Origin of the sequence: Microbacterium aerolatum, from assembly GCF_007988825.1 — a bacterium.
Lineage (GTDB): Bacteria > Actinomycetota > Actinomycetes > Actinomycetales > Microbacteriaceae > Microbacterium > Microbacterium aerolatum.
In genome coordinates, this window is the sequence record NZ_BJUW01000016.1 from 34248 (window position 1) to 60098 (window position 25851).

Consider the following 25851-nt stretch of genomic DNA (forward strand, 5'->3'; position numbering starts at 1 on the left):
CTGATCGTAACAGGATCGGATGCCGCCGCGCGCACAGTTCTGAGACATCCGCCTCTGGGCGGACACTGTTCAGTATGAGCACACTGCGTACTCCTGCCCTCATCGCTGCGGCTTCCCTTGTCGGATTGCTCACTCTGAGCGCATGCGCGACGGTGTCGGATGCTCCCCCGCCGGCCAGCTCCGATGCTCCGACCGGCGACGGCGTACGCGCGTGGGAATCCGCCCCGCCGGAGGGCGAAGTCGTGGGAACGGGCACCGTGATGGACGTCGACGGGACCGTTGAGTTCTGTATGGGCGCGATCGCCGAGTCCTACCCGCCGCAGTGCACGGGCATTCCCATCGAAGGGTGGTCGTGGGACGGAGTCGACGGAGCCGAGGCGAGCGACAGCATCCGATGGGGCGCCTATGCCCTGACCGGCACCTATGACGGCTCCGCGTTCACGGTCACCGGCGAGCCGATGCTGCTCGCGTTGTACGATCCGATCGCGTCCGAGGACCCGACCGGCGGAGAGGCCGGCGGAGCCACCGAGGCCGAGCTGCTCGAGATCCAGGAAGAGCTTCCGGCGCGGTTCGGCGAGAACAGCGGCGGCTACCTCGGTTCCTATCCTGAGAACGCCCGGCTGTGGGTCGACGTCGTCTGGGACGATGGCACGCTTCAGCAGGCGGCGGATGACGACTACGGCGAGGGCGTCGTGATCATCCGCTCGGCGCTGCGCGCCGTCGAGGGCTGAACCCTCAGGGAATCAGAGCGATCTTCCCGCCGGGGTGCCCTTCCGCGAGGAATCGCAGCGCCTCCGGCGCCTCGACCAACGGGTACGTGCGCGCCATCGGCACGACGAGAAGTCCCCGCGCAGCGAGATCAATGAGACCCGCCCGCACCTCATCCCGGAACACGGCGCTCTCCGGCTGCGAACCGACGATCCACTCGAACCCGTCGGTCTGGGCGCGCGCGGCTGCGGCGATCGTGACGATGCGTGTGCGGTCTGCGACCAGCTCGAGCGAGACGTCGACCGCCTCGTCGGTGCCGACGGCATCCAAGGCTGCGGCGATCGATCCTTCGGCGATCTCGCGGACCCGCTCGGCGAGTCCGTCGCCGTACTCGACGGGCTCGCCGCCGAAGCGCCGCACCTCGTCGAAGCGGGCCCGGCTCGCCGTGCCGATCACCCGGATGCCGCGCAACGCGGCCTGCTGCAGGACGCTGACCCCGACGGCCCCTGACGCACCGTGCAACAGGATGGTCTCGCCGGTCTCGGCGCCGGTGACCGCCAGCATCTGCGTCGCAGTGGTGCCGGCCAGCAGCAGGTTCGCGGCTTCGGGGTGCGACAGCGTCTTGGGCTTGTGGAACGCCTTCTCTGCGGGAATCGTCAACTCGGAGGCGTAGCCGCCGCGGACGCGGAAGGCCAGGATCTCGTCGCCGACTTCCACCGGCCCCGAGCCGATCGCGGTATCCGGCCCGACGGCGGTGACGACGCCGGAGATCTCGTACCCGATCGCGACCGGCAGCTCTGTGCCGGCACGCGGTGCGGCCACATGCTTCGCGTCTGCCGGATTCACGCCCGCCGCCAGCACACGTATCGTCACCTCGCCTGGGCCGGCGGCGGAAGGTTCGTACTCGAGGAACTCCCACTCGTCGGGTGTCCCCCACGCGGTCGCGATCCAGTGCTTCGCCATGTCAGACCTCGTGCCTCTCAGAACCCTAGGCGCCCCAGCTGCTTAGGGTCGCGCTGCCACTCCTTGGCGACCTTGACGTGGAGCCCGAGGAACACCCGGGTGCCCAGCAGTTCCTCGATCCCGACCCTGGCGCGCTTGCCGACATCGGCCAGTCGCGATCCCTTGCGGCCGATGATGATCGCCTTCTGGCTGTCGCGCTCGACGACGATCGACGCGTGCACGTCGGTGAGGTCGCTGTCCTCGCGGGGTGCGACGTCGTCGACGACCACGGCGATGGAGTGGGGCAGCTCGTCGCGCACTCCGTCGAGTGCTGCTTCGCGGATCATCTCGGCGATGCGATCCTCGACGGACTCGTCGGTCACGACGTCCGCCGGGTAGAGGGCGGGCCCCTCCGGCATCAGCGCGAGCATCTCATCCGTCAGCACGTCGAGCTGCTCACGGGTCAACGCCGACAGCGGGATCACGGCCGCCCAGTCCTCACGCAGCGCGTCGACCTCGATGAGGCGCTCGGTGATCTGGTCGCGCTCGGCGACGTCGGTCTTCGTCACGATGGCGATCTTCTTGGCACGCGGATAGCCGTCCAGCGACGCCGCGATGCGCCGGTCGCCCGGTCCGATCTTCTCCGTGGCCGGTACGCAGAAACCGATCACGTCGACGTCGCCGAGCACCTGCTCGACGAGATCGTTGAGTCGCTCGCCGAGGAGCGTGCGCGGCTTGTGGATGCCGGGGGTGTCGACGATCACGAGCTGGCCAGCGGGCCGGTTCAGGATGCCGCGGATCGCGCGCCTGGTCGTCTGCGGCTTCTCGCTCGTGATGGCGATCTTCTCGCCGACGAGCGCGTTCGTCAGCGTCGACTTGCCAACGTTCGGGCGCCCGACGAAGGTCACGAACCCGCTGCGTGAGATCTCAGTCATCATCTGTCTCCTCTGCCGCTCCGGCGGCTCGTTCCACGAACACCGTCGCGATGCCGCGTCCTCGGCCGCGCGACGCGCCGCCGGTCAGTACGAGCCCGTCGATCGTCGCCGTGACGCCGGGCTGCGGGATCTGGTCGACGGCCTTGCCGAGCAGTCCGCCGATCGAATCGACGTCCTCGTCCTCCAGTTCGATGCCGAACAGATCGCCGACGTCATCCAGGGACAGGCGCGCACTGACGCGGTACCGTCCGTCGCCGAGTTCCACGACTTCGGCCGCGGCGTGGTCGTACTCGTCCGAGATCTCGCCGACGAGTTCTTCGATGAGATCCTCGAGAGTCACGAGACCCGAGATTCCGCCGTGCTCGTCGATGACGAGGCAGACGTGGACGGCATCCCGCTTCATCTGCTGCAGGAGAGTCTCCGCCCGCATCGACTCCGGCACGAAGGTCGCCGGCCGCGCGATCGGACGGATGGATGCCGTGCGCCACGACAGCTCATCGCGGTACGCGAACTGCACCAGGTCTTTCAGATACAGCACTCCGACCACGTCATCCGCCTCGCCGTCGACGACCGGCACGCGGGAGACTCCGCGGTTCAGGAACAGTGACATCGCCTGATCGGTCGTGGCCTCAGCATCCACCGTCACCATCTCGGTGCGCGGCACCATGACGGCACGGACGAACTGGTCGGTGAAATCGAAGACCGAGTGGATCAGATCCCGATCGTCCTCTTCGATGAGGTCGTTGGACGCGGCCTCGTCGACCATGCTGAGCAACTGGTCCTCGCTCGTGAACGAGCTGCGGCCGGTTCCGGGTGTCACCCTGTTGCCGATGACCACCAGCGCCTGCGCGAGCGGTCCGAGGATGATGCGCAGCCCGCGGACGATCGACGCGGTGCCGCGGATCATGCTCTCGGAGCGCTGGCGGCCGAACGCTCGCGGGCTCGCGCTGACGAGCACGAAGGTGATGCCGGTCATCAGCACCGCCGCCGCCAGCATCGCCCACCAGATGTTCTCGAACATGATGGTGAACGCGGCGGTGACGAGCACGGCGGCCGTGACCTCGACGAGGACGCGGATGAACGCGATCGCGTTGACATGGGCATCCAGGTCGTCGGCGATGCGCCCGAGAGCGGCGGCTCTGCGCCCCTCGAGAGCCATGTCGGCGAGGTCGGCGCGCGAGGTGACCCCGTAGGCGGCGTCGATCGCCGCCGTGAGACCGCCGAATGCGACCAGGAGGACCGCGAGGATCAGCAGAATTGTCTCGGTCATCGGCTGCGTTCAGCGCGCGCGAAGGCGGTGATCAACTCCTTCTGCAGCCCGAACATCTCACGCTCCTCTTCGGGTTCGGCGTGGTCGAATCCGAGCAGGTGCAGCAGTCCGTGCGTGGTGAGCAGGATGAGCTCGTCCATGAGGGTGTGACCGGCGGCCTGGGCCTGGGTCTCTGCGACCTGCGGGCACAGCACTATGTCGCCGAGGAGTCCCGGCGGGGTCGGCCGGTCCTCGGTGCCTGGACGCAGCTCGTCCATCGGGAAGCTGAGCACGTCCGTGGGTCCGGGCTCGTCCATCCACTGGACATGGAGGGCCTCCATGGCGCCTTCGTCGACGAGGACGATCGCGACCTCGGCGTCCGCGCTGACGTGCAGCTGGGCGAGGTTGAAGTCGGTGAGCCGCTGAAGCACCGTCTCGTCGACGGAGATGGTGGACTCGTTGTTGATCTCGATCATGAAGAGTGTCCTCGTCTGGGCATCCGGTCGCGGGGGCCGGGGCGCTGGTTTCCGCGGCGCTCGGCGCGATTGGCGAACTCAGCGGCCTGTTCGCGTTCGTGACGGGCCGCCGTGCGCTGCTCGTCGTATTCGCTGTAGGCGTCGACGATGCGGCCGACCAGCGAGTGGCGCACGACGTCGTCGCTGGTCAGACGCGCGAAGTGGATGTCGTCGATCTCGTTCAGTACGCGGGTCACCAGTCGCAGGCCGGATGCGCCCTGGGGCAGGTCGACCTGGGTGATGTCGCCGGTGACGACCATCTTCGTGCCGAACCCGAGGCGGGTGAGGAACATCTTCATCTGCTCAGGCGTGGTGTTCTGCGCCTCGTCGAGCACGACGAAGGAGTCGTTGAGGGTGCGTCCGCGCATGTATGCGAGCGGGGCGACCTCGATCGTGCCGGTCGCCATCAGCCGTGGCACGATCTCCGGGTCCATCATCTCGTTGAGAGCGTCGTAGAGAGGGCGGAGGTACGGGTCGATCTTGTCGTTCAACGTGCCGGGCAGGAAGCCGAGCCGCTCCCCCGCCTCGACGGCCGGACGCGTGAGGATGATGCGATTGACCTCTTTGCGCTGCAGGGCCTGCACGGCCTTCGCCATCGCCAGGTAGGTCTTGCCGGTGCCGGCGGGGCCGATGCCGAACACGATCGTGTTCTCCTCGATCGCGTCGACGTACTCCTTCTGCCCCGGCGTCTTCGGCCGGATGACCTTGCCCCGGGTCGAGAGGATCGCCTCGCCGAGCACTTCGCTCGGGCGCGGACCGCCTTCCTGGCGGAGCATCCGGGCCGACGTCGCCACGTCAGCGGGCGCGAGGTCGGCGCCCTCACGGGTGATGGTGATGAGTTCGTTCACGAGGGCCTTCGCATCGGCGACGAGCTTCGCCTCGCCGCTGAGGGTGATCTCGTTGCCGCGGACGAGCACCTCGACGTCGGGATGCTGCTTCTCGAGCATGCGGAGCAGGCGGTCCTGCGGACCGAGCAGCTGCACCATGGCGACACCGTCCGCGTAGATGCGCTCCGTCACGGACGGGGTGTTCGAATCGTCAGAAGCCAACGAGCTTGTTCTCCTCGAGGTTGCCGAGCACGTGGGCGTGCACGTGGAAGACGGACTGCGCGACGCTGGGTCCGTTGTTGAAGATCAGACGATACTCGCCGTTGGCGTGCTCGTCGGCGATCTGCTTGGCCACCGCGACCATGTCGGCCATCAGTGCGGGATCGCCCGCGGCGAGCTCGGTGACATCGCGGTACTGCTCGGTCTTCGGGATGACGAGCATGTGCAGCGGCGCCTGCGGATTGATGTCGCGGATCGCGAAGACCGTGCCCGTGTCGATCACGATCTCGCCGGGAATGTCTCCGTTGAGGATGCGGGTGAAGATCGACGGTTCGGCCATGTGCCCATTCTATGTGCGGCGATGCCCGCCCGGCCGGGCAGACTTCCCGCGCGGGTCCTCGATCGCGAGAACGTGCTGCGGGTCCTCGGCGGGGGAACGTACTGCGGGGCCTCGACCGTGGGACTCCCTGCCGCGGGTTCTCGATCGTGGGAGCCCCCACCGCGGGTTCTCGATTGCAGGAACTCCTGCGGGTCGTTGAGCGGAGTCGCGCAGCGACGCAGACGAAACGGGGTGAGCGAGCGAAGCGAGTCGAAGCCGCCCTCCTCCGCAGAGGCTTCGACTCGTCGCTGCGCTCCTCGCTCACCCGGTTTCGTCTCGCTACGCTCGCTCAACGACCCGCAGACGGATGCCCCGCGTCTCAAACCCCGCAGCGCCCGATGAAGCTGTCGATACGAAGTGCGGGGCGTTGAGCGAAGGCGCGCAGCGCCGAAGACGAAGCGGGGTGAGCGAGCGAAGCGAGTCGAAGCCGCCCTCCTCACGGACGGGTCTTAGCCTCTTCTCTCCGCCGATGCCATCCGACGACGGCATCCAGCCCGCCCTCTGCGAACGCGACGCGTTTCGCGTGGCTCCAGCCCTGCAGGCGCTTCTCCCACGCGAACGCCTCGTCGATGCCGTCGAACTCGCCGCACCAATAGAGCTCCACCGGTAGACGGCGCTTTGTGTACTCAGAACCCATGCCTGCCTGGTGCGTTGCCAGACGTTCGTCGAGATTGATCGTGCTGCCGACGTAGAGTGTCCCGTCTGCGCAGCGAAGCATGTACGCGTATGCCATGGCCGCACGGTACTCGGTACACCGTTCTGCGCGCTCGGATGCTGTGGACAATTGCGAGAGGGAGGCTTCGACTCGCTGCGCTCGCTCACCCCGTTTCGTCTCCGGGGCTGCGCCCCTCCGCTCAACGACCCGCAGAAGAAGAACCGCCTATGAAGAGAACTCCGAACACAGGGCATTGGTCCAAAAGGCTTCGACTCGCTTCGCTCGCTCAGCCCATTTCGTCTGCGGGGCTGCGCCCCTCCGCTCAACGACCCGCGGAAGGAGAACCGCCTATGAAGAGAACTCCGAACGCAGGGCGGTTGGTCCGAGCGGCTTCGACTCGCTGCGCTCGCTCACCCCGTTTCGTCTCCGGGGCTGCGCCCCTCCGCTCAACGACCCGTAGAAGAGGTCGTCCGTGAAGGAGTACCCCACGCGGAGAGAAGTTCAGCTGTGAAGGGACTCTCCACGCGGAGAAGGTTCTCCCGCCGGACGGCTACCAGCGGCCGAGGGCTACGGAGAGCACCGCGATCGCGGCGGGGCCTGCCGTCGAGGTGCGCAGCACCGTGTCTCCGAGCCGCACGCGCTCGGCACCGGCGGCGTCGAACTTCTCGAGCTCCTCGGGGCTGATCCCGCCCTCCGGCCCGACGATGAGCAGGAGGTCAACAGCATTCCCTGGCTCAACCGCGACCTCCGACAGCCGCCTGCTCGCGGTCGGATCGAGCACCAGCATCCGCGCGCCCTCGGCGCGGGCGACCAGCTGCGCGGTCGTGACCGGCTCCGAGACTTCGGGAACCCACGGACGGTGCGCCTGCTTCGCGGCCTCCCGCACGATCGTCGCCCAGCGCTCCCGCCCCTTGATCGCCTTAGGCCCTTCCCAGCGCGAAACGCTCCGGGACGCCTGCCAGGGAACCACCTCGTCGACGCCGAGTTCGCACGCCGCCTGCACGGCGAGCTCGTCTCGGTCCCCCTTGGCAAGTGCTTGAACGAGCGTGAGGCGCACAGCAGGAGCATCCACCGCCGAGCGCGCGGTGATCGTCACCTCGACGCGCGACGGCGAAGCGTCAGACACCTCGCCCTCGAACCAGACACCGCGACCGTCGCCAACGGTGACCGCCTCCCCCACGCGCACCCGGCGCACCACCGCGGCATGCTTCGCCTCGGCTCCCGTGAGCGAGACGATGTCGCCCACCGCGACGCCGGAACAGCCTTCGACGAGGAAGTGCAGAGCCATGTCAGTGCCGGAACCGGTCGCGCAGCTTCGAGAACAGTCCCTGCTGGAACTGCGCGAGCTGCGGGCCGGGGGCCTTCTGCTTCTTGGCGAAGTCCTCGATCAGCGCGCGCTGCGAAGAGTCGAGCTTGGTGGGGGTGACAACCTGCACGCCGACCCTCAGGTCGCCGCGCTGGTTGCCGCGCAAAGGCGTAATGCCCCGTCCCTTGATCGTGAGCACGTCGCCGGACTGCACGCCGGGTCGGATCTCCAGATCCACCGTTCCGTCGAGCCCATCGATCGACGTCTCGGTACCGAGGATCGCGTCCGCCATCGACACCTCGAGCGTCGCCAGCAGGTCGTCGCCGTCACGGCTGAACGCCGCATGCGGCGAGACCGTCACCTCGACGTACAGGTCGCCGTTCGGACCGCCGGCCTGGCCGACCTCGCCGGAGCCGGGCAGCTGCAGCCGCAGCCCCGTCTCGACTCCCGCCGGGATGTCGAGCGACACCGTGCGACGCGAGCGCACTCGTCCCTGACCGTTGCAGGTACCGCACGGATGCGGGATGACGGTGCCGTATCCCTGGCAGCTGCCGCACGGCTGCGACGTGACGACGTTGCCGAGCAGGCTCCGCACCTGACGCTGCACGTGTCCGGTGCCGCCGCAGATGTCGCAGGTCACCGGCTGCGTACCGGGCTGCGTGCACGATCCCTGGCAGGTCTCGCACAGGACGGCCGTGTCGACCTCGATGTCGCGATGCGCGCCGAAGACGACGTCGCCGAGATCGAGCGTGACGCGCACCAGCGCGTCCTGGCCGCGCTCCTTGCGCGACCGGGGACGTCCGCCCCGGCCGCCGCCCTGCGCGGCACCGAAGAACGTCTCGAAGATGTCGCCGAAGCCTCCGAAGCCTCCGAAGTCACCTGCGGCGCCGTCTCCGCCACCCATGTCGTAGCGACGGCGGGAGTCGTCGTCGCTCAGCACGTCATAGGCGTGCGTGACGAGCTTGAACCGCTCTGCCGCGTCCTCCCCCGGGTTCACATCCGGGTGGAGCTGGCGCGCGAGCTTCCGATACGCCTTCTTGATCTCGTCCGTCGATGCGTCTCGCGACACCCCGAGAACCTCGTAGTGGTCCGCCACAATCACCTTCCTGCGTGTGCGTGCTGCTGCTGCCGGGAACGGTCAGCGGCTCGCGTCGTCTTCGTCGAGCAGCCGCGACAGGTAGCGGGCCACAGCCCGCGCCGCCGCGAGGTTGCTCGGATAGTCCATTCGGGTCGGTCCCATCACGCCGACGCGTGCCGTGCCGCCGGGTGCGAGATAGTTGCTCGCGACGATGGATGCTTCGGGCAGTCCGAACGCCTCGTTCTCGGCGCCGATGCTCGCCGCCAGGCCGTGCTCGTCGGTCACCATCTCGCTCATCAGCCGCAGCAGCGTCACCTGCTCCTCGATCGCCTCGAGCAGAGGATGGATGCTGCCGCGGAAGTCCTGCTCACGGCGCGCGAGCGTCGCCGCACCCGCCATCACGAGCCGCTCCTGCCGGAACTCGGCGAGCTCCTCGCCGATGATGCCCGCCAGCGGACGGATCGCCTTGTCGACGTCCGTGTCGTCCACTCCCTCGATGAGCATCTGCACCCGGTCGGTCGCCTCGCGCACCGTCTGACCGGTGAGCAGCGCAGACAGCCGCGCACGCAGCACAGCCACGTCGGCGTCGTCGACGTCGACCGGCAGCACGGCGATGCGCTGCGACACTCCGCCGGCGTCCGTGACGAGAACCACGAGCAGACGGTTCGGTGCGAGCGACACCAGCTCGATGTGGGTGAGATGAGCACGAGCGAACGACGGGTACTGCGCCAGCGCGACCTGTCCGGTCAGCTGCGTCAGAACCCGCACGGTGCGGACCATGAGGTCGTCGAGATCGGCGGGGTCAGTGAGGAAAGACTCGATCGCGCTGCGCTGCGCGCCCGAGAGCGGGCGCAACTGCGCGAGGTGGTTGACGAAGACGCGGTAGCCCTTGTCGGTGGGCACGCGGCCGGACGAGGTGTGCGGCGCGGCGATGAGCTCTTCGTCCTCGAGCAGCGCCATGTCGTTGCGGATCGTCGCAGCCGAGACGCCGAAGGAGTGCCGGTCGACGATCGACTTGCTGCCGACGGGCTCATGCGTCTCGACGTAGTCCTGCACGATCGCGCGGAGCACCTGCAGCCCACGTTCGGTGACCATCATGCGCTCCTCTCTGCTGGCACTCTTACACCCAGAGTGCCAATTCTAGCCGCTCAGGCGTCGCGGACGCTTCGACAGGCTCAGCGACCGAAGATCAATCGGTCAGCTCGCGCACCACGGCATCCGCCAGAAGACGTCCCTTGAGCGTCAGCCGGATCCGGCCCTGCAGCGCGACTGCCGCATCGACCAGGCCGTCCGCGATGAGGCCTGCGACACGCGTCCGGTTGGCCTCGGGCAGGTCGGCGATCGCCATGCCGTCCGACAGTCGCGTTTCCAACAGCACGCGCTCCAAGAGGCGCGATTCCCGGTCAGGGCGCTCGGTTCCCGCCGCGGGCGATTCGGATGCCGCGAGCCGCTGCGCGTACGCGGCAGGGTGCTTGACGTTCCACCAGCGCAGCCCCGCGACGTGACTGTGCGCGCCGGGGCCGAAGCCCCACCAGTCGCTGCCGCGCCAGTACGCGAGGTTGTGGCGTGAGCGCTGCTCGACGCTCCGCGCCCAGTTGCTGACCTCGTACCAGTCGAATCCGGCGCCCGCCAGCCGGGCGTCGGCCAGCTCGTACATGTCGGCCTGCAGGTCGTCGTCGGGCGCGGGCACCTCGCCGCGGCGGATCTGCCTGGCGAGCTTCGTGCCGTCCTCGATGATCAGCGCGTATGCCGAGACGTGGTCGGAATCCAGCGCGATCGCGGCATCCAGCGAGGCCTCCCAGTCTGCGAGCGACTCACCGGGGGCACCGTAGATGAGGTCGACGCTGACGGCGAGTCCGGCATACTTCGCGGCATCCACCGCCGTGCGCACGTTGTCCGGGTGGTGGGTGCGATCCAGCGCCGCCAGCACGTGCGGTACGGCGGACTGCATGCCGACCGACAGCCGCGTCACGCCGGCATCCGCGAGAGTGCGCGCCACGTCGGGCGTCACGGTGTCGGGATTCGCCTCGACGGTCACCTCGGCGCCGTCGACGATGCCGAACGCCGAGACGGCGGCGTCCAGCATCCGGGCCAGGTCGCCGGGCGGCAGGAGCGTCGGTGTGCCGCCGCCGAAGAAGACCGTGTCCATCGGGCGCAGCGCGCCCGCCTCGCCCAGCACGTGCCGCGCGAGGGCGATCTCGCCGCCGAGAGTGTCGGCGTACTCATCCTGCCGCGCGCCGCGCAGTTCGCCGGAGGTGTACGTGTTGAAGTCGCAGTAGCCGCAGCGGACACGACAGAACGGCACATGCAGGTACGCCGAGAACGGCCTCGACGCATCGATGGGCAGGTCCGCCGGCAGCCTGCCGTCAGCAGGAGCCGGGTCGCCGACCGGCAGGGGCCCCGCCATCAGAGCGGCGTCGCGTAGAGCGGTGAGATCGCACGCAGGTACCGGGCGAAGAGTTCCTTGCGGCGCCGCTTCAGCAGCCACGGCACGAACCGGTACAGAACCGAGTTGGGGGCGTCGAACGCGCGCACCGTGAACCAGACTTCGTCGCTGTCCTCACGCCAGTCGATCTCGAACAGCTCCTCGCCGCTGACGACCGAACCGCCGACAGTGCCGAGCACCAGGCCGATCCGGCGCGCCTGCTCGGTCACCGAGATCACGCGCAGCTCGGCGTCCGCGCGCATCCCGCCGACTCGGCCCCGCAGGCGAAGCGTCATGCCCGGGCCCGCGAACGGCGTCCCCTCCGCGTCGAAGCGCTGTTCGACCTCGCGCGTGCTCGGCGCGATCGGGTTGCCCTCGGCGTCGAAGCTGACACCCGCGTATGCCGGGCCGGATGCCGGACGCACGTCCTGCACGGACAGACCGGCCGCGCGCTGCGCGGTCCACGACAGGAGCGCGTCGCCCGCTGTGCGGAACCGCTCCTCGCCGCTGCCCAGGCGCCAGGACTCCTCTGCCGGGATGCTGCGCTCCGGCGGATACTGCATGAGGTCGGAGGCGTGCGTTCCCCCGACGGCTGCATAATCGACCGTGTCGTCTCGGAAAGTCCCGCGCCGCATGAGATCCAGACTACTTCCGTTACCTGAGTGAACACCCCCGTAGGGGCATCCGCTACTTCTTGTCCTTGCCTTCGACGTCGCCGGAGAGCGCGGCGATGAACGCCTCCTGGGGGACCTCGACGCGGCCGACCATCTTCATGCGCTTCTTGCCCTCCTTCTGCTTCTCGAGCAGCTTGCGCTTACGGCTGATGTCACCGCCGTAGCACTTGGCGAGCACGTCCTTGCGGAGGGCGCGGATCGTCTCGCGGGCGATGATCCTGGCGCCGATGGCCGCCTGGATCGGGACCTCGAAGTTCTGCCGAGGGATGAGCTTGCGCAGCCTCTCGGTCATGAGCGTGCCGTAGGCGTACGCCTTGTCGCGATGCACGATCGCGCTGAACGCGTCGACCTTGTCGCCCTGCAGCAGGACGTCGACCTTCACCAGATCCGCCTCCTGCTGACCGTCCGGCTCGTAGTCGAGGCTGGCGTAGCCCTGCGTCTTGGACTTGAGGTGGTCGAAGAAGTCGAACACGATCTCTCCGAGCGGCATCCGGTACCGCAGCTCCACGCGCTCCTCGGAGAAGTACTCCATGCCCAGCAACGATCCGCGGCGGGACTGGCACAGCTCCATGACCGTGCCGACGTAGTCCTTCGGCAGCAGGATCGCGGTCTTCACCATCGGCTCGGCGACGGAGGCGACGCGCCCGTCCGGGTACTCGCTCGGGTTGGTCACCGTCACGGTCTCCCCCGTGTCGGTGGTGACCTCGTAGATCACGCTCGGCGCGGTGGTGATCAGGTCGAGACCGAACTCGCGGCTGAGGCGCTCAGTGATGATCTCGAGGTGCAGGAGGCCCAGGAACCCGCAGCGGAAGCCGAAGCCGAGCGCCACAGAGGTCTCGGGCTCGTACTGCAGCGAGGCGTCGGACAGCTTCAGCTTGTCGAGGGCCTCGCGCAGCTCGGCGTAATCGCTGCCGTCGATCGGGTAGATGCCGGAGAACACCATCGGCTTGGGATCGGTGTACCCGGCCAGAGCCTCGGTCGCCCCTCCCCGGCTGGAGGTGACGGTGTCGCCGACCTTCGACTGGCGCACATCCTTCACGCCGGTGATGAGGTAGCCCACCTCGCCGACGCCGAGCCCCTTGGACGGGATCGGTTCCGGGCTGGAGACGCCGATCTCGAGGAGCTCGTGATTGGCGTGCGTCGACATCATCTGGATGCGCTCGCGCGGCGAGAGACTGCCGTCGACCATGCGCACGTAAGTGACGACGCCACGGTAGGCGTCGTAGACGGAGTCGAAGATCATGGCGCGAGCCGGAGCATCCGCATCGCCGACCGGCGCGGGGATGTCCTGCACGATGCGGTCCAGCAGCTCCTCCACACCGACGCCGGTCTTGCCCGACACCCGCAGCACGTCCTCCGGCTTGCCTCCGATGAGATCGGCGAGCTCCTTGGCGAAGCGGTCGGGGTCGGCGGCCGGCAGGTCGATCTTGTTCAGCACCGGGATGATGTGCAGGTCGTTCTCGAGCGCCAGGTAGAGGTTCGCCAAGGTCTGGGCTTCGATGCCCTGCGCGGCGTCCACCAGCAGGATCGCGCCCTCGCACGCGGCGAGAGAGCGCGACACCTCGTATGTGAAGTCGACGTGTCCCGGGGTGTCGATCATGTTGAGGGCGAACGTGTCGCCGTCGGCCGACCACGGCATGCGCACGGCCTGGCTCTTGATGGTGATGCCGCGCTCGCGCTCGATATCCATGCGGTCGAGGTACTGCGCGCGCATGTCCCGGTCCGACACGACTCCGGTGATCTGGAGCATGCGGTCGGCCAGGGTCGACTTGCCGTGATCGATGTGAGCGATGATGCAGAAGTTTCGGATCTGCGAAGGCGGCGTCGCGGCAGGCGAAAGCGGGGTGAGAGCGCGTGGTGACATGTCTCCAGCAGTCTACGGTGAGGCGGCGCCAATGCTCGATTCGGGAAAACCGGTGATAGTCTCGCGAGGTTGCCCTGTGCCACTCAAAGAGCCTGGGTACCAGTTGCAACCCGACTCCGTACCAGCCGCTGGCCGGATCGGTCGCACAAACGAGTCCGAGGTGTTTGAATACTCGGACTCGGCGTTGCGTCGGCCGATCCCGAGCGCGCCTGTAAAGAGAAAGACATCACCTTGATCAAGTATCTCCTGCGCCGGTTCCTCGGCTGGCTGCTGATGATCGTGGTCGCGACCAACATCACGTTCTTCCTGGCTTGGGGCTTCCTCAACCCCCGGAACAACTTCGTCGGCCGCCGCCCTCCGCTCAGCGAAGAGCAGATCGTCAACCTGCTGGAACCGCGCAACCTCAGCGACACCGTCCCGATCTGGGAGCGCTGGTGGAACTGGTTCAGCTCGATCCTGTTCCACTGGGACTGGGGTGTGAGCCCCACCGGAGGTTCGATCAACGAGCAGATCAGCTACCGCATGTGGGTCAGCGCGGAGCTGGTGCTCGGCGCCACCATCATCATGACGGTGCTCGGCATCGCGCTCGGCGTGTACACGGCCTCGCGCCAGTACAAGCTCGCCGACCGCATCGGCCAGGGCACGTCGATCATCACGATGAACATCAACGTCATCGTCGCGGCCCTCGGCCTCGTGCTGCTGGCCATCGCGTTCAACGACCTCGTCGGCGTCCGCGTCTTCTACGTGACGGGAGCGTCGAGCAAGGGCGTCGAAGGTTTCTTCCCCGTCCTCATAGACAAGCTGCAGCACATCACCCTGCCGACGATCGCCCTGGTGATCACCGGCTACGCGGGCACGCACTTCCTGCAGCGGTCGCTGCTGCTGGACAACATCAACGCCGACTACGTCCGAACGGCGCGGGCGAAGGGCCTCACCAAGCAGCAGGCGATCCGTAAGCACGCGCTGCGGACGTCGCTCATCCCCGTCGCCACGCAGGTCGCCTTCAGCATCCCCGGCATCTTCACCGGCGCGATCCTGACCGAGTCGATCTTCGCCTGGAACGGCATGGGCAAGTACTTCATCGAGACCATCACCAAGAGCGACATCAACGGTGTCGTGGCCGTCGCCGCGTTCAGCGCCGTGATGGTCGCGATCGGCGCGATCCTGTCCGACATCATCGTCGTGGTCCTCGATCCGCGAGTGAGGGTGAGCTGAACATGAGTGAAATGATCGACCCCACCGTCAGAGTTGCCGAGGACGACAGCTCGCAGGCGGCATCCGTCGGCAAGCCGCTGTCGAAGTGGACTCTGTACAGCCGGCGCTTCATGCGCAACAAGCCCGCCGTCGGCGGCATCATCATCTTCGTGCTGCTGGTGCTGTTCGCCATCATCGGGCCACTCATCGCGAAGTACGACCACATCGAGCTGGACTTCCTCAATCTGGGCACTCCCCCGTCGCCCGAGCACTGGTTCGGGACGACCGCGGCAGGCAATGACACGTTCGCGCAGGTCGCGATCGGCCTGCAGCGCTCGCTCATGATCGCCGTGTCCGTGTCGCTCGGCACGACCGTCCTCTCCGCCATCATCGGCACCGCCGCCGCCTACTTCGGCGGCCGCACCGAGAAGGTCACACTCCTGATCATCCACTTCATGATGGTGATCCCGAGCTTCCTCATCCTGTCGCTGCTGTCGAACCGATCCGGTGGTGACTGGCGAGTGATCGCACTGATCATGATCTTCGTGACGGGCTGGTACTTCCCCGCCCGCGTCGTGTGGACCACCGCGCTCTCGCTGCGCGAGCGCGAGTACGTGCACGCCGCGCGCTACATGGGCGTCGGAGGGTTCCGGATCGTCCTGCGTCACCTCATCCCCAACATCGGTTCGCTGCTGGTGATCAACTTCACCCTCGGCATCGTCAACGCCGTGATGGCGGAGACGGGCCTGTCGTTCATCGGGTTCGGCGTGAAGATTCCTGACGTGTCCCTGGGCTCCCTCATCGGGTACGGCGCGAACACGATCACCAGCGCGCCGTGGCTGTTCTACTTCCCCGCCGCAGCCCTGACGCTGCTCACCGTCTCGATGGCGCTCGTCGCCGATGGTCTGCGCGATGCCCTCGATCCCACCTCTGCAGCAGGAGGCCGCGCATGAGCGCCATCATCTCGGTTCGAGACCTCAAGGTCAGCTTCGCCTCCGAGGCGGGTCGAGTGGATGCCGTGCGCGGCGTCTCGTTCGACCTCGAAGAGGGCAAGACCCTCGGCATCGTCGGCGAGTCCGGCTCTGGGAAGTCGGTCACGTCGCTCGCGATCATGGGCCTGCTCGATGAGAACGCCAAGGTCACCGGCTCGATCGTCTACGACGGGCAGGAGCTGCTCGGCAAGACCGACAAGCAGATGTCCGTGATCCGCGGCAACGGCCTCGCGATGATCTTCCAGGACCCGCTGACCTCGCTCACGCCGGTGTTCACTATCGGCGACCAGCTGATCGAGGCACTGACGGTGCACCGCGGGCTCACCAAGAAGGAAGCCTGGGACCGCGCGATCGAACTGCTGCGCTTGGTCGGCATCCCTCAGCCCGAGAAGCGCATGAAGGGCTTCCCGCACGAGTTCTCCGGTGGCATGCGGCAGCGCGTCGTCATCGCGATCGCGATGGCGAACAACCCGAAGCTCATCATCGCCGACGAGCCGACGACGGCTCTGGACGTCACGATCCAGGCCCAGATCCTCGACCTCATCGAGAAGGCGCAGCAGGAGACCGGTGCTGCGACCATCATGATCACGCACGACATGGGCGTGGTGGCACGCATGGCGGACGACGTGATGGTCATGTACGCGGGCAAGCCGATCGAGCACGCCCCCGTCGGCGAGCTCTTCCACCACACCCGGATGCCGTACTCGATCGGTCTGCTCGGCGCCATCCCGCGCGTCGACAAGGCCGAGAAGGAGCCGCTGGTCCCGATCAAGGGCAACCCGCCGCTGCTCATCAACCTGCCGGACGCGTGCCCGTTCGCCGACCGGTGCCCCATCGCCGTCGCTGCCTGCCGGGCCGGCGAACCGGCCCTCCTCCCGGTTCAGACCGGCACGGGAGCACCGCACGACGTGGCCTGCATCCGCGCCCACGAGATCGAGGATGGCGGCCTGCTCGGCGGCCTTCCTGTCTACCCGGTCCCTGAGGCCCCGGAAAGCGAACTCACGCTCACGCCGCGTGAGCAGCGCCCGGTCACCCTCGACGTGCGCAACATGAACAAGTCGTTCCCGCTGATGAAGGGCGCGTTCCTCAAGCGCAAGGTCGGTGAGGTGCACGCCGTCAAGAACGTCACCTTCGACGTGCGCGAGGGCGAGACGATGGCGATCGTCGGCGAGTCCGGTTCGGGCAAGACGACGACGCTCCTGCAGATCATGGACCTCGTCAAGCAGCACGACGGCGACATCATCATCAACGGCACCAGCGTCAACGACATCACCAGCCGCAAGATCGAGCGTCAGGTCCGCCGCGACATCCAGATCGTCTTCCAGGACCCGATGGGCGCGCTGGACCCGCGCTTGACCGTCGCCGACGTCATCGCCGAGCCGCTGCGGGCCATCGGCACGCCCAAGGACGAGGTGCACCGCCGCGTCCAGGAGCTCATGGATCTGGTCGGCCTCAACCCCGCCCACATCGACCGGTTCCCCGGTGCGTTCTCGGGCGGTCAGCGTCAGCGCATCGGCATCGCCCGCGCGCTGTCGACGAACCCGAAGATCATCGTGCTCGACGAGCCCGTCTCCGCCCTCGACGTGTCGATCCAGGCCGGCGTCATCAACCTGCTCGACGAGCTGAAGGTGAAGCTCGGACTTTCCTACCTCTTCGTGGCACACGACCTGTCCGTCATCCGGCACATCGCCGATCGCGTCGCGGTGATGTATCTCGGCGATTTCGTCGAGCACGGCGACGTCGAGGAGATCTTCGAGAATCCGAAGCATCCCTACACGAAGGCGCTGCTCTCGGCCATCCCGGTGCCCGATCCCGACATCGAGCGCAGCCGCGAACGCCTGATCTTCAACCCCGACACGATGCAGGCCGAGCCCGTCGTCCGCTGATTCTGCGAGCCGCCTGCGGCTCTCGGTCACTGTCCGATAACAGTTAGGCGCGATTCACTCTGCTCGAGCCAATTCGGCAACCGTGCGAACTATCCTCGCCTTATGACACGCCGAAAGGCGAAAGGAGCACCATGAAGCAGCACAAGCTGATGGGGGCGCTCGCGTTCAGCGGAGCCCTCGCACTCGCCCTCGCGGGCTGTGCAGCCGACACCGGCGACAACGGTGACGGCGGCAACACTCCCACCGAGACCAAGGCCTCGGACTACAACCCGCAGCCGCGCGAGAACCTCGCCGTCGGTGGCGAGGCACGCTTCCCGATCAACGAGATCCCGGAGCAGCTGAACGCGTTCAACGGAGACGGTTCCGCAGACACTGCCCGCGTCGCCGCGTGGTACATGCCCCAGATCCTCCTGCAGAAGGACGACGGCACGCCGTACAAGCACGACGCGTACCTCGACGAGTGGAACATCGAAACCGTCGACGGCAACACCCAGATCACCTTCACCTTCACGGATGAAGCGCACTGGAACGATGGCACCGACATGGACTGGACTGCCATCGACGCCACGTGGAAGGCGAACCGCTCCACCGACGAGGGCTTCAACCCGAACGCGACCGACGGCTACAAGCAGATCGCCTCGGTCGAGCAGGGCGACACCGCCAAGACCGCGATCGTCACGTTCGACGGCGAGTTCGCGTGGCCGGAGATGCCGTTCCTGACGGGCATCATCCACCCCGCGCTGGCTGACCCTGACACCTTCAACTCGGCGATGATCGACGACCCTCACGCAGAGTGGGGTGCCGGCCCGTACACGATCGACGAGTTCGACGCGAACTCCGAGTACGTCTCCTTCGTACCGAACCCCGAGTGGTGGGGCGACGAGCCGCTGCTCGAGAAGGTCTCCTTCCAGGGCATGGAGGCTTCCGCCTCGATCAATGCGTTCAAGGCCGATGAGGTCGACATGGTCGGCGTCAACACCAAGGATCGCCTTGAGCAGGTCAAGGACATGGACGACATCACGATCTACCGTGCCACGCAGACCGCGAGCACGCTGATCCAGGTCGACGCTGACAAGCCGCAGTTCGAGGACGTCAAGGTCCGCGAGGCGTTCTTCAAGGCGATCAACATCGACCAGCAGAAGGAGATCGCCTGGAACGGCCTGGACTACGAAGAGGAGCCGGCCGGTTCGCTGACGCTCTTCCCGTTCCAGCCCGGCTACTCCAACGCTCTGGCTGAGGCCGGCTGGGAGTACAACCCCGAGGACTCGAAGGCTCTTCTCGAAGAGGCCGGCTGGACCGAGGGCGAAGACGGCATCCGCGAGAAGGACGGCGAGACGCTCACCGCTGTCTACCCCGTCTGGAGCGACGACGCCACGCAGCAGGCGCTTGCCAAGGCACTGCAGCAGCAGATGAAGGAGGTCGGTATCGACCTTCAGATCGACATCCGCCCGTCGACCGACTTCTCGAACGACTACACGTCGAAGAACTGGGACGTCTCGTCGCTGCGCTTCACCTCGTCCGACCCGTTCGGTGCCGCCTGGTTCTGCCAGCTGTACTGCATGGACATGGGCCTGAACCTCTCGGGTGTTCAGAACGAGGAGACCGACCAGCGCATCCACGACGAGGTCGAGTCGCTTGCGACCGCTGACGAGCAGACCGCCGCGGCCATGAAGCTCGAGGCTGAGATCTTCCAGGAGTGGGGCCTCATCCCGCTCTACAACGGTCCGTCGATCTCGGCAGTCAAGACCGGTCTCGCGAACCTCACCCCCGAGCCCTACGTGGGCCTGGACGGCTTCGGCGTCCAGCCGGTGGAGAACGTGGGCTGGGAGAAGTAAGCACTTCTGACAGCGGAAGCGGGGTCGGTGGTTCATCCACCGGCCCCGCTTCTTCGTGCCCACTGCTTCTATGCTGATTCCGTGAACGTCCAGGTGGTCCTCGTGCACGGCATCCGCACGTCTCGTACCATGTGGCGTTCGCAGCTCGCTCACCTCGCCGACCGTGACGTTCCGGCCGTCGCGGTCGACCTTCCCGGTCACGGATCGCGCATGGCCGAGAGGTTCGCCCTGGATGACGCGCTCAGCGCGATCGACGACGCGGTGCAGGATGCCGCGACCAGAGGCCCCGTGCTGCTCGTCGGCCATTCGATGGGAGGCCTGCTGTCGGTCGCCTACGCAGGATCCGCCTCCGCTCCCCCGGTGTCCGCGTTCATCGGCGCCTCCTGCACGGCGTTCCCGCGCGGAGCCGGCCTCGCGACGTATCGTGCGCTGGCGCGCACCTTCAACTCTCTTCCCGATCAGGGCATGTGGCTCACCAACCGGGTGCTCGCCGCCACGATCCCCGAAGAGACCCGCTCGGACTTCTCCGCCGGCGGCTACGCACTCCACATGCAGGACATCGCCCTGGCGAGCCTGAGCTCCCTGGATCTCGCCGCAGACCTGCACCGGCTTCGCATGCCGGTGTGGTGGATCAACGGCCAGTTCGACCAGCTCCGCACGCAGGAGCGTCTCTTCCAGCGGATCACCCCGCACTCCGAGCTCATCGTCGTACCCCGCACGTCGCACCTCGTCACGGCGATGCGACCACGCGTGTTCAACGCGCTGCTCGACGTGGCGATCGCGACGATGCGTCGGGACGCACCGGTTCGTGATGCACGAGGACCGTCATGATCCCGCCGAGAACCGAGAGGATCCCGGCCACGAGGAACAATAGCCAGAATCCGCCGACCAGCGCCACGAGCCCTGCGCCCAGCAGCGGGCCGAGCAGCTGACCGAGGTTCGCCGACACGTTGACGATGCCGAGGTCACGGGCGTGGTGCTCGGGACGCGGCAGCAGATCGGTCGCGAGAGCGAGACTGACCGCCATGTACGCGCCATACCCGGCGCCCATCACGGCCGCGGCGACCGCGGTACCGATGAAAGTCGGCGAGATCAGGATCATCACAGCGGACGCCGCCTGCACGAGCGCTGCGACGATGACGATCGGCTTGCGCACGCCGGTGCGGTCGGAGAGCGAACCGGCGAAGAGAGATGCCCCGACCACGAAGATCGTATAGATGACGATGAGCACGAGCAGGTCGTCTTCCGCGCTGGCCGCGGGAGACCCGACCCCGTACAGCAGGAAGAACAGCAGCAGCGCCGTCCCCAGCGCATTGCCCAGATTCACGGTGAGCCGACTGGCGAGCACCCACCCGAAGTTGCGATCCTGCAGTGCGCCGAGCCTCTCACGCCAGGGCGCCCGCGCCTGCGCGCGGCTGCGCTCGTGCACGAGATCGGTCGGCAGCGGGTCGGGCAGGAGCAGCGCCGTGCCGATACCCACGATGAGGATGAACACAGCGAGCATCACGTAGCTGGCGCCGATGCCGAGGCCGAGCAGCACGACCGCGCCCACGCCGACGACGATGCCCACTGCCTGCGCCGAGCTCACCAGAGCGGATGCAGCGCCACGCTGGGCGAACACCTGGTCGGCGATCATCGCCGTGAGTGCGGCTGAGAGCACGGCGATGCCGACGGAGACGCCTACCCAGGCTGCGCCGACGGTCACCGGCTCCGAGGCCGTGCCGGTCAGCAGCAGGGAGCCGGCGGTCAGCAGCGTGCCGCCGATCGCCCAGGGGCGCCGCCTCCCCCATCGCGACCTGGTGCGGTCGGACAGCATCCCGGCCAGTGGCCCGGCGATGACGCCGGCCAGTCCGCCGATCGAGAGGATGAGCCCTGACCAGACGACTCCGGTGATCCAGTCCTCCGGCCCACCCGGAGTGTCCAACTGCAGCGGCAGCAGCAACTGGACCGGAGTGAGCTGCACCGTCCAGACGGCGAGCCAGGCGATGCCGAACAGCGTCATCCATACGCCGCCGACCCTGCCGCCGCGCGGCGCCAGGGCATTCATCGGGTGCTCGCGATCAGATCGCGGTACCACCCGTACGATGTCTTCGGCGTGCGCTTCGAGGTCTCCTGATCGACGTGCACGATCCCGAAGCGCTGGGTGAACCCGTCCGCCCACTCGAAGTTGTCCAGCAGACTCCAGACCGTGTACTCCTCGACGTCGACACCCTGGGCGACAGCATCCGCCACCGCGCTGACGTGCCCTGCGAGATAGTCGATGCGCTGCCGGTCCTCGAGAGGCCCATCGACACGGTCCGGTTCGGGGAACGAGGCACCGTTCTCGCCGACGATGATCGGCGGCAGGTCATCGCCGTATCGCTGCTTCGCGTCGACGAGGAACGCCGTGAGCGCTGCCGGATCGATCGGCCACAGCTCGCCGAAGCCGGTGTGCTCCGCGCCGGCGGTCGGCACAGGCACGAACGGCACCGGCGCGCCGTCAGGCGCCGCGGCGATCGTGGTCGGGTTGTAGTAATTGACCCCGTAGAAGTCGGATGCCGACGCGATCACCTCAAGGTCGCCGGCTTGCACCGGCATCTCGGCGCCGAGAGGTGCGAGGTCGGGATACGCGCCGGTGAGAACGGGTTCGGCGAACAGCCGGTTATGCACGAGGTCGTACAGGTGCGCGGCGGTCTGGTCGGACTCCGAGTCGGATGCCGGATACACCCAGGTGTGGTTGTTCACGATGCCGACGGCATCCGCCCCGCGCGCGCGCAGCGCCGCGGCTGCCAGGCCGTGCGCGAGCAGCTGGTGGTGCACGGTCGGCAGCGAGTCGAAAAGGAGCTGCCTACCCGGTGCCAGCACGCCGACCGCGTACCCCTGGAGGGACGTCGAGACCGGCTCGTTGATCGTGTACCAGTGCTTGACGCGATCGCCGAGTGCAGCTGCGACGTGCTCGGCGTACGCGGCGAATCGCTCGGCGGTGTCGCGTGAGAGCCATCCACCCTCGGCTTCGAGTCCGCTCGGAAGGTCCCAGTGGTACAGGGTCGGAAACGGAACGATGCCCTCCGCGAGCAGGTCGTCGACGAGCCGGTCGTAGTACGCCAGCCCGGCGGGCGACGCAGGCCCCCGACCGTCGGGCTGCACACGCACCCATGAGATCGAGAATCGGTAGCGGTCGACGCCGAGGTCGCGCAGCAGCGCGACGTCCTCACGGTTGCGGTGAAAGCTGTCCGGCCCCGGCTCCGCCGTCGATCCGTCGCGGACGTTACCGGGGGTGTCGACGAAGTCGTCCCAGATCGATCGGCCGCGTCCATCGGCGGTGCGGGCCCCCTCGACTTGGAAGGCCGCGGTCGCGGCGGACCATCGCAGGCCTTCCGGCACGCGCAGGGGCAGGGTCGGTGCATCCGCCATACGGAGCTCCTTCGCTCGGGTACGCTCAGCTTGCCGCATCCCGATCGCCCAGCGCGAGCGACGCGCAAAGGAAGGCCCGCAGACCTGGTAGACTCGATTCTTGGCTTGCGTGTGGGTTCGTCCCTCACGACCGTCGGAAGGCAGCCCTCTTCCTGCCCACGACAACATCCCATCCATCCCTGAACGAAAGTTTCCACGCGTGGCAAACATCAAGTCGCAGATCAAGCGCAACAAGACCAACGAGAAGGCTCGCGCCCGCAACAAGGCCGTGAAGTCCGAGCTCAAGACCTCCGTCCGCAGCACCCGCGAGGCCATCGCCAAGGGCGACAAGGCCGCTGCCGAGTCGTCGCTCAAGGTGACCGCGAAGAAGCTCGACAAGGCCGTCAGCAAGGGCGTCATCCACGAGAACCAGGCTGCGAACCGCAAGTCCTCGATCGCCAAGCAGGTCGCGGCTCTCTGAGCTGAGATTCTTTCGAAGGCCCGTCCCCTCTGGGGCGGGCCTTCGGCGTTCCCGGGACTCCTCCTCCGCCGCAGACCGACTCTGAAGGGAGTCGCGTCAGCTCCTGGCTTCCTCGGCGATCACGGCATCCGCCTCTTCCGGCTCGCCGGTCACGTCGTGGGCGTACCGGTCTTCCAGATCTGCTCCGCCGAGGGGCTCTTCGTGCCAGCGCTGCAGCACCCAGCCGCTGTCGGGATCGCCTTCGAGGACGCACATGCCGGTGTTCTGCAGGCGCCGCTGCACCGCGGTCTCGGATGCCACGTTGACGGCGCGGTAGGACGCCCAGACGCGAATCGCGGCACCGTGGCTCACGACCGCCGCAGTACCGTGCGCTTCCGCGACCTCGTCGATCACCGCGTCGTAGCGGCGCAGGAAGTCGTTCCCGCTCTCGCCGCCTGAGATCGCATGCTCAAGGTCACCACTGGCCCAGCGCCATCCGCCTTCGATGTATTCCTGCACGGCATCGGCATCGGTGCGCATCTCGAAGTCTCCGGCAGAGATCTCCTCGAGTCCCTCGCGCACCCTGATGTCGAGTCCGCGGGCGATGGCGAGCGGCTGGCCGGTGAGTTGGGTGCGGGTCAGCACCGAGGCGTACAGTGCCTCGATCTGCTCGTCGCGGAGCACCTGCGGAATCGCGGCGGCCTGCGCATGGCCGAGCGCGGTGAGGCCCGCTCCTGGGCGGGCCGTGTCAAGGGCTCCTGCGACGTTGCTGGGGGTCTGGCCGTGTCGGATCAGAAGGAGCCTCATGACCTCACCCTACGTGCCGCACCTATGCGCTACTCCCCGAACGGGGCACGGGTGGCGATGACTGTGACCATGCGCTCGAGCGCGAAGATCGGATCGCGCGCCGCGCCCTTCACCTCGGCGTCCGCGCGAGCGGTGGCCTGGATCGCCAGTCCCAGCGATCGCTCGTTCCAGCCGCTCAGATCGCGGCGTGCTCGATCGACCTGCCAGTCCTTCATGCCGAGGCGCTGGGCAAGGCTGCGGCTGGGCTCGCGCTGACCGGCGACGCGGGCCATGGTGCGCAGTTTCATGGCGAAGGCGGCGACCATCGGCACCGGATCGGCCCCCGAGTCCAGTGCGTGCCGGAGCGCGACCAGCGCTTCTCCGTACCGGCCGGCGATCGCCGTGTCGGCGACGACGAATGCCGACACCTCGACCCGACCGCCGTAGTACTTCGTGACCGTGTCTTCTGTGATGTCGCCTTCGACGTCGCGGATCAGCTGCTGGCAGGCCGAGGCGAGCTCGGTGAGGTCATCGGCGAACGCCGAGACGAGTGCGCGCAGCGCCTCGGGCGCGATCCTGCGGCGCGCGGCTTTGAACTCCCCCGCGGCGAAGTCGACGCGGTCGCTGTCGCGCTTGATGGTCGGGCACGCGATCTCGATGCCATCGCCGGTGCCGCCGCGCAGTGCGTCGAGCAGCTTCTTGCCGCGCACACTGGCACCGGTGTGGCGGAGCAGCACGGTCGCACCCTCCTGCGGGTGGTCGAGGTAGGCGACCGCCTCCTGCAGGAAGGCATCCGTGCACCGCTCGACGCCCGAGACGCGGACAAGGCGCGGCTCGCCGAACAGCGACGGAGAGGTGAGCGACAGCAGGGTGCCCGGGGCATAGTCGTCGGCGCGCACGTCGCTGACCTCGAGCGCGGGATCTTCGGCACGCAGATAGTCGCGGATGCCGGCGATCGCCCGCTCGGCGCAGACCTCTTCCGGACCCGACACGAGCACCACAGGTGCCGGCCGCGGATCCCGCCAGGAGACCTGCGGAACCTTGGTCGCCTTCGCGCCACCACGGGCGGAGGAACGAGGAGCTGCCATGGATACGAGCCTACTCGGGGTCGTCGACACCGGCGGTCCCGACGGCCTCGTCGGGAACGTCGTCCTGCCGTTCGGTCCACACCGTCAGCGCCTCGTCTTCGAGACCGATGAGGATGCGCCCCTGCAGGTCGGTACGCAGCGTCAGGGCACCCGCCGCCTCAGTGGTCGCGATGGTCTCGGCCCTCGGATGTCCGTAGTCGTTGTCCGCTCCCGCGCTGAAGATCGCGACGGACGGCCGCACCTGCGCGTACAGCGTCGGATCCTGGTCTGCGCTGCCGTGGTGCGCGACCTTCACCACGGCGTACGTGCCGTGCAGCTGTGACGCGAGCATCCGCTGCGGGACGGCGGACAGGTCGCCGAGGAACAGCGATCGCGGCACACCTCCGCCGGCGATCTCCAACACGATGCTGGCGTCGTTACCGGCGGGAAAGGCGGCAGAGTTCTTCCGCGGCCACAGCACCC

Annotated in this window: 25 protein-coding genes; 7 read left to right on the forward strand and 18 right to left on the reverse strand. The window is 67.6% G+C overall.

Features of this window, described 5'->3' with window-relative positions; all coding sequences use genetic code 11:
- Window positions 1-74 precede the first annotated feature (74 nt).
- Window positions 75-731, forward strand: coding sequence for a hypothetical protein (locus MAE01_RS14065; protein ID WP_147040415.1), 657 nt, complete (start codon window positions 75-77; stop codon window positions 729-731).
- A gap of 4 nt (window positions 732-735) precedes the next feature.
- Here MAE01_RS14065 and MAE01_RS14070 read toward each other — a convergent pair whose 3' ends face one another.
- The 13 genes from MAE01_RS14070 to lepA all read right to left on the reverse strand — a co-directional run bounded on the left by MAE01_RS14070 (window position 736) and on the right by lepA (window position 13776).
- Complete coding sequence (locus MAE01_RS14070; protein ID WP_147040417.1) at window positions 736-1671, reverse strand: NADP-dependent oxidoreductase; 936 nt, start codon at window positions 1669-1671, stop codon at window positions 736-738.
- Between the two features lie 17 nt (window positions 1672-1688).
- Window positions 1689-2585, reverse strand: coding sequence for a GTPase Era (era, locus tag MAE01_RS14075; RefSeq protein ID WP_147040419.1), 897 nt, complete (start codon window positions 2583-2585; stop codon window positions 1689-1691).
- Complete coding sequence (locus MAE01_RS14080; RefSeq protein ID WP_147040421.1) at window positions 2578-3855, reverse strand: hemolysin family protein; 1278 nt, start codon at window positions 3853-3855, stop codon at window positions 2578-2580. The genes era and MAE01_RS14080 overlap by 8 nt, the downstream gene beginning before the upstream one ends.
- Entirely contained in the window at window positions 3852-4310 is a 459-nt protein-coding gene (gene ybeY, locus MAE01_RS14085) for an rRNA maturation RNase YbeY (protein ID WP_147040423.1), read from the reverse strand. Before ybeY ends, MAE01_RS14080 begins: the two co-directional genes overlap by 4 nt.
- On the reverse strand, window positions 4307-5335 hold the full coding sequence (locus MAE01_RS14090; RefSeq protein ID WP_229718211.1) for a PhoH family protein: 1029 nt from the start codon (window positions 5333-5335) through the stop codon (window positions 4307-4309). Before MAE01_RS14090 ends, ybeY begins: the two co-directional genes overlap by 4 nt.
- Window positions 5336-5387: 52 nt before the next feature.
- A complete protein-coding gene (locus MAE01_RS14095) occupies window positions 5388-5735 on the reverse strand; it encodes an HIT domain-containing protein (RefSeq protein ID WP_147040426.1) in 348 nt (115 codons plus the stop codon).
- Window positions 5736-6210: 475 nt separating this feature from the next.
- On the reverse strand, window positions 6211-6507 hold the full coding sequence (locus tag MAE01_RS14100; RefSeq protein ID WP_147040428.1) for a GIY-YIG nuclease family protein: 297 nt from the start codon (window positions 6505-6507) through the stop codon (window positions 6211-6213).
- Window positions 6508-6979: 472 nt separating this feature from the next.
- Entirely contained in the window at window positions 6980-7717 is a 738-nt protein-coding gene (locus tag MAE01_RS14105; RefSeq protein WP_147040430.1) for a 16S rRNA (uracil(1498)-N(3))-methyltransferase, read from the reverse strand.
- 1 nt (window position 7718) lies between these two features.
- The gene (gene dnaJ, locus MAE01_RS14110) at window positions 7719-8831 is read right to left on the reverse strand and encodes a molecular chaperone DnaJ (protein ID WP_147040432.1); all 1113 of its coding nucleotides are present in this window, start codon (window positions 8829-8831) and stop codon (window positions 7719-7721) included.
- A 42-nt stretch (window positions 8832-8873) separates the two neighbouring features.
- Entirely contained in the window at window positions 8874-9908 is a 1035-nt protein-coding gene (gene hrcA, locus MAE01_RS14115; protein ID WP_147040434.1) for a heat-inducible transcriptional repressor HrcA, read from the reverse strand.
- A 94-nt stretch (window positions 9909-10002) separates the two neighbouring features.
- A complete protein-coding gene (hemW, locus tag MAE01_RS14120; RefSeq protein ID WP_147040436.1) occupies window positions 10003-11220 on the reverse strand; it encodes a radical SAM family heme chaperone HemW in 1218 nt (405 codons plus the stop codon).
- Window positions 11220-11873 (reverse strand): DUF1990 domain-containing protein, encoded by a 654-nt coding sequence (locus MAE01_RS14125; RefSeq protein WP_147040438.1) that lies wholly within the window; start codon window positions 11871-11873, stop codon window positions 11220-11222. Before MAE01_RS14125 ends, hemW begins: the two co-directional genes overlap by 1 nt.
- Window positions 11874-11925: 52 nt before the next feature.
- The gene (lepA, locus tag MAE01_RS14130; protein WP_147040440.1) at window positions 11926-13776 is read right to left on the reverse strand and encodes a translation elongation factor 4; all 1851 of its coding nucleotides are present in this window, start codon (window positions 13774-13776) and stop codon (window positions 11926-11928) included.
- Window positions 13777-14007: 231 nt separating this feature from the next.
- On the opposite strand from lepA, the gene MAE01_RS14135 reads away from it, so the two are divergent.
- The 5 genes from MAE01_RS14135 to MAE01_RS14155 all read left to right on the forward strand — a co-directional run bounded on the left by MAE01_RS14135 (window position 14008) and on the right by MAE01_RS14155 (window position 20514).
- On the forward strand, window positions 14008-14991 hold the full coding sequence (locus tag MAE01_RS14135) for an ABC transporter permease (RefSeq protein ID WP_147040441.1): 984 nt from the start codon (window positions 14008-14010) through the stop codon (window positions 14989-14991).
- A 2-nt stretch (window positions 14992-14993) separates the two neighbouring features.
- Window positions 14994-15923, forward strand: coding sequence for an ABC transporter permease (locus MAE01_RS14140; RefSeq protein WP_229718174.1), 930 nt, complete (start codon window positions 14994-14996; stop codon window positions 15921-15923).
- The gene (locus MAE01_RS14145) at window positions 15920-17848 is read left to right on the forward strand and encodes an ABC transporter ATP-binding protein (RefSeq protein WP_147040444.1); all 1929 of its coding nucleotides are present in this window, start codon (window positions 15920-15922) and stop codon (window positions 17846-17848) included. The genes MAE01_RS14140 and MAE01_RS14145 overlap by 4 nt, the downstream gene beginning before the upstream one ends.
- A 131-nt stretch (window positions 17849-17979) precedes the next feature.
- Window positions 17980-19683: an ABC transporter family substrate-binding protein gene (locus MAE01_RS14150; RefSeq protein WP_147040446.1), complete on the forward strand. Its 1704-nt coding sequence runs from the start codon at window positions 17980-17982 to the stop codon at window positions 19681-19683.
- A gap of 81 nt (window positions 19684-19764) precedes the next feature.
- Window positions 19765-20514 (forward strand): alpha/beta fold hydrolase, encoded by a 750-nt coding sequence (locus MAE01_RS14155; RefSeq protein ID WP_147040448.1) that lies wholly within the window; start codon window positions 19765-19767, stop codon window positions 20512-20514.
- Here the strand turns inward: MAE01_RS14155 and MAE01_RS14160 are convergent.
- Both MAE01_RS14160 and MAE01_RS14165 read right to left on the reverse strand, forming a co-directional pair.
- Entirely contained in the window at window positions 20438-21730 is a 1293-nt protein-coding gene (locus MAE01_RS14160; RefSeq protein ID WP_229718173.1) for an MFS transporter, read from the reverse strand. The two genes, MAE01_RS14155 and MAE01_RS14160, sit on opposite strands and share 77 nt — an antisense overlap.
- Window positions 21727-23076, reverse strand: a complete 1350-nt coding sequence (locus MAE01_RS14165) for a GH1 family beta-glucosidase (protein WP_147040450.1) — start codon at window positions 23074-23076, stop codon at window positions 21727-21729. Before MAE01_RS14165 ends, MAE01_RS14160 begins: the two co-directional genes overlap by 4 nt.
- Window positions 23077-23275: 199 nt before the next feature.
- On the opposite strand from MAE01_RS14165, the gene rpsT reads away from it, so the two are divergent.
- Window positions 23276-23536 carry a 30S ribosomal protein S20 gene (gene rpsT, locus MAE01_RS14170; RefSeq protein ID WP_147040452.1) on the forward strand — a complete coding sequence of 87 codons (261 nt, stop codon included), beginning with the start codon at window positions 23276-23278 and terminating at the stop codon, window positions 23534-23536.
- Between the two features lie 96 nt (window positions 23537-23632).
- Here rpsT and MAE01_RS14175 read toward each other — a convergent pair whose 3' ends face one another.
- The 3 genes from MAE01_RS14175 to MAE01_RS16045 all read right to left on the reverse strand — a co-directional run.
- Entirely contained in the window at window positions 23633-24322 is a 690-nt protein-coding gene (locus MAE01_RS14175; protein WP_147040454.1) for a histidine phosphatase family protein, read from the reverse strand.
- A gap of 29 nt (window positions 24323-24351) precedes the next feature.
- Window positions 24352-25389, reverse strand: coding sequence for a DNA polymerase III subunit delta (gene holA / locus MAE01_RS14180; protein WP_147040456.1), 1038 nt, complete (start codon window positions 25387-25389; stop codon window positions 24352-24354).
- Between the two features lie 10 nt (window positions 25390-25399).
- The coding region (locus MAE01_RS16045; RefSeq protein ID WP_371861779.1) for a ComEC/Rec2 family competence protein at window positions 25400-25851 on the reverse strand (452 nt) is incomplete at its 5' end.

What these genes read in the sequence shown, in the direction of transcription:
- MAE01_RS14065 (WP_147040415.1), top strand. Translation starts at nt 75, where the DNA reads ATGAGCACACTGCGTACTCCTGCCCTCATCGCTGCGGCTTCCCTTGTC.
- MAE01_RS14070 (WP_147040417.1), bottom strand. Translation starts at nt 1,671, where the DNA reads ATGGCGAAGCACTGGATCGCGACCGCGTGGGGGACACCCGACGAGTGG.
- era (WP_147040419.1), bottom strand. Translation starts at nt 2,585, where the DNA reads ATGACTGAGATCTCACGCAGCGGGTTCGTGACCTTCGTCGGGCGCCCG.
- MAE01_RS14080 (WP_147040421.1), bottom strand. Translation starts at nt 3,855, where the DNA reads ATGACCGAGACAATTCTGCTGATCCTCGCGGTCCTCCTGGTCGCATTC.
- ybeY (WP_147040423.1), bottom strand. Translation starts at nt 4,310, where the DNA reads ATGATCGAGATCAACAACGAGTCCACCATCTCCGTCGACGAGACGGTG.
- MAE01_RS14090 (WP_229718211.1), bottom strand. Translation starts at nt 5,335, where the DNA reads ATGGTGCAGCTGCTCGGTCCGCAGGACCGCCTGCTCCGCATGCTCGAG.
- MAE01_RS14095 (WP_147040426.1), bottom strand. Translation starts at nt 5,735, where the DNA reads ATGGCCGAACCGTCGATCTTCACCCGCATCCTCAACGGAGACATTCCC.
- MAE01_RS14100 (WP_147040428.1), bottom strand. Translation starts at nt 6,507, where the DNA reads ATGGCATACGCGTACATGCTTCGCTGCGCAGACGGGACACTCTACGTC.
- MAE01_RS14105 (WP_147040430.1), bottom strand. Translation starts at nt 7,717, where the DNA reads ATGGCTCTGCACTTCCTCGTCGAAGGCTGTTCCGGCGTCGCGGTGGGC.
- hrcA (WP_147040434.1), bottom strand. Translation starts at nt 9,908, where the DNA reads ATGGTCACCGAACGTGGGCTGCAGGTGCTCCGCGCGATCGTGCAGGAC.
- hemW (WP_147040436.1), bottom strand. Translation starts at nt 11,220, where the DNA reads ATGGCGGGGCCCCTGCCGGTCGGCGACCCGGCTCCTGCTGACGGCAGG.
- MAE01_RS14125 (WP_147040438.1), bottom strand. Translation starts at nt 11,873, where the DNA reads ATGCGGCGCGGGACTTTCCGAGACGACACGGTCGATTATGCAGCCGTC.
- lepA (WP_147040440.1), bottom strand. Translation starts at nt 13,776, where the DNA reads ATGTCACCACGCGCTCTCACCCCGCTTTCGCCTGCCGCGACGCCGCCT.
- MAE01_RS14140 (WP_229718174.1), top strand. Translation starts at nt 14,994, where the DNA reads ATGAGTGAAATGATCGACCCCACCGTCAGAGTTGCCGAGGACGACAGC.
- MAE01_RS14145 (WP_147040444.1), top strand. Translation starts at nt 15,920, where the DNA reads ATGAGCGCCATCATCTCGGTTCGAGACCTCAAGGTCAGCTTCGCCTCC.
- MAE01_RS14150 (WP_147040446.1), top strand. Translation starts at nt 17,980, where the DNA reads ATGAAGCAGCACAAGCTGATGGGGGCGCTCGCGTTCAGCGGAGCCCTC.
- MAE01_RS14160 (WP_229718173.1), bottom strand. Translation starts at nt 21,730, where the DNA reads ATGAATGCCCTGGCGCCGCGCGGCGGCAGGGTCGGCGGCGTATGGATG.
- MAE01_RS14165 (WP_147040450.1), bottom strand. Translation starts at nt 23,076, where the DNA reads ATGGCGGATGCACCGACCCTGCCCCTGCGCGTGCCGGAAGGCCTGCGA.
- MAE01_RS14175 (WP_147040454.1), bottom strand. Translation starts at nt 24,322, where the DNA reads ATGAGGCTCCTTCTGATCCGACACGGCCAGACCCCCAGCAACGTCGCA.
- holA (WP_147040456.1), bottom strand. Translation starts at nt 25,389, where the DNA reads ATGGCAGCTCCTCGTTCCTCCGCCCGTGGTGGCGCGAAGGCGACCAAG.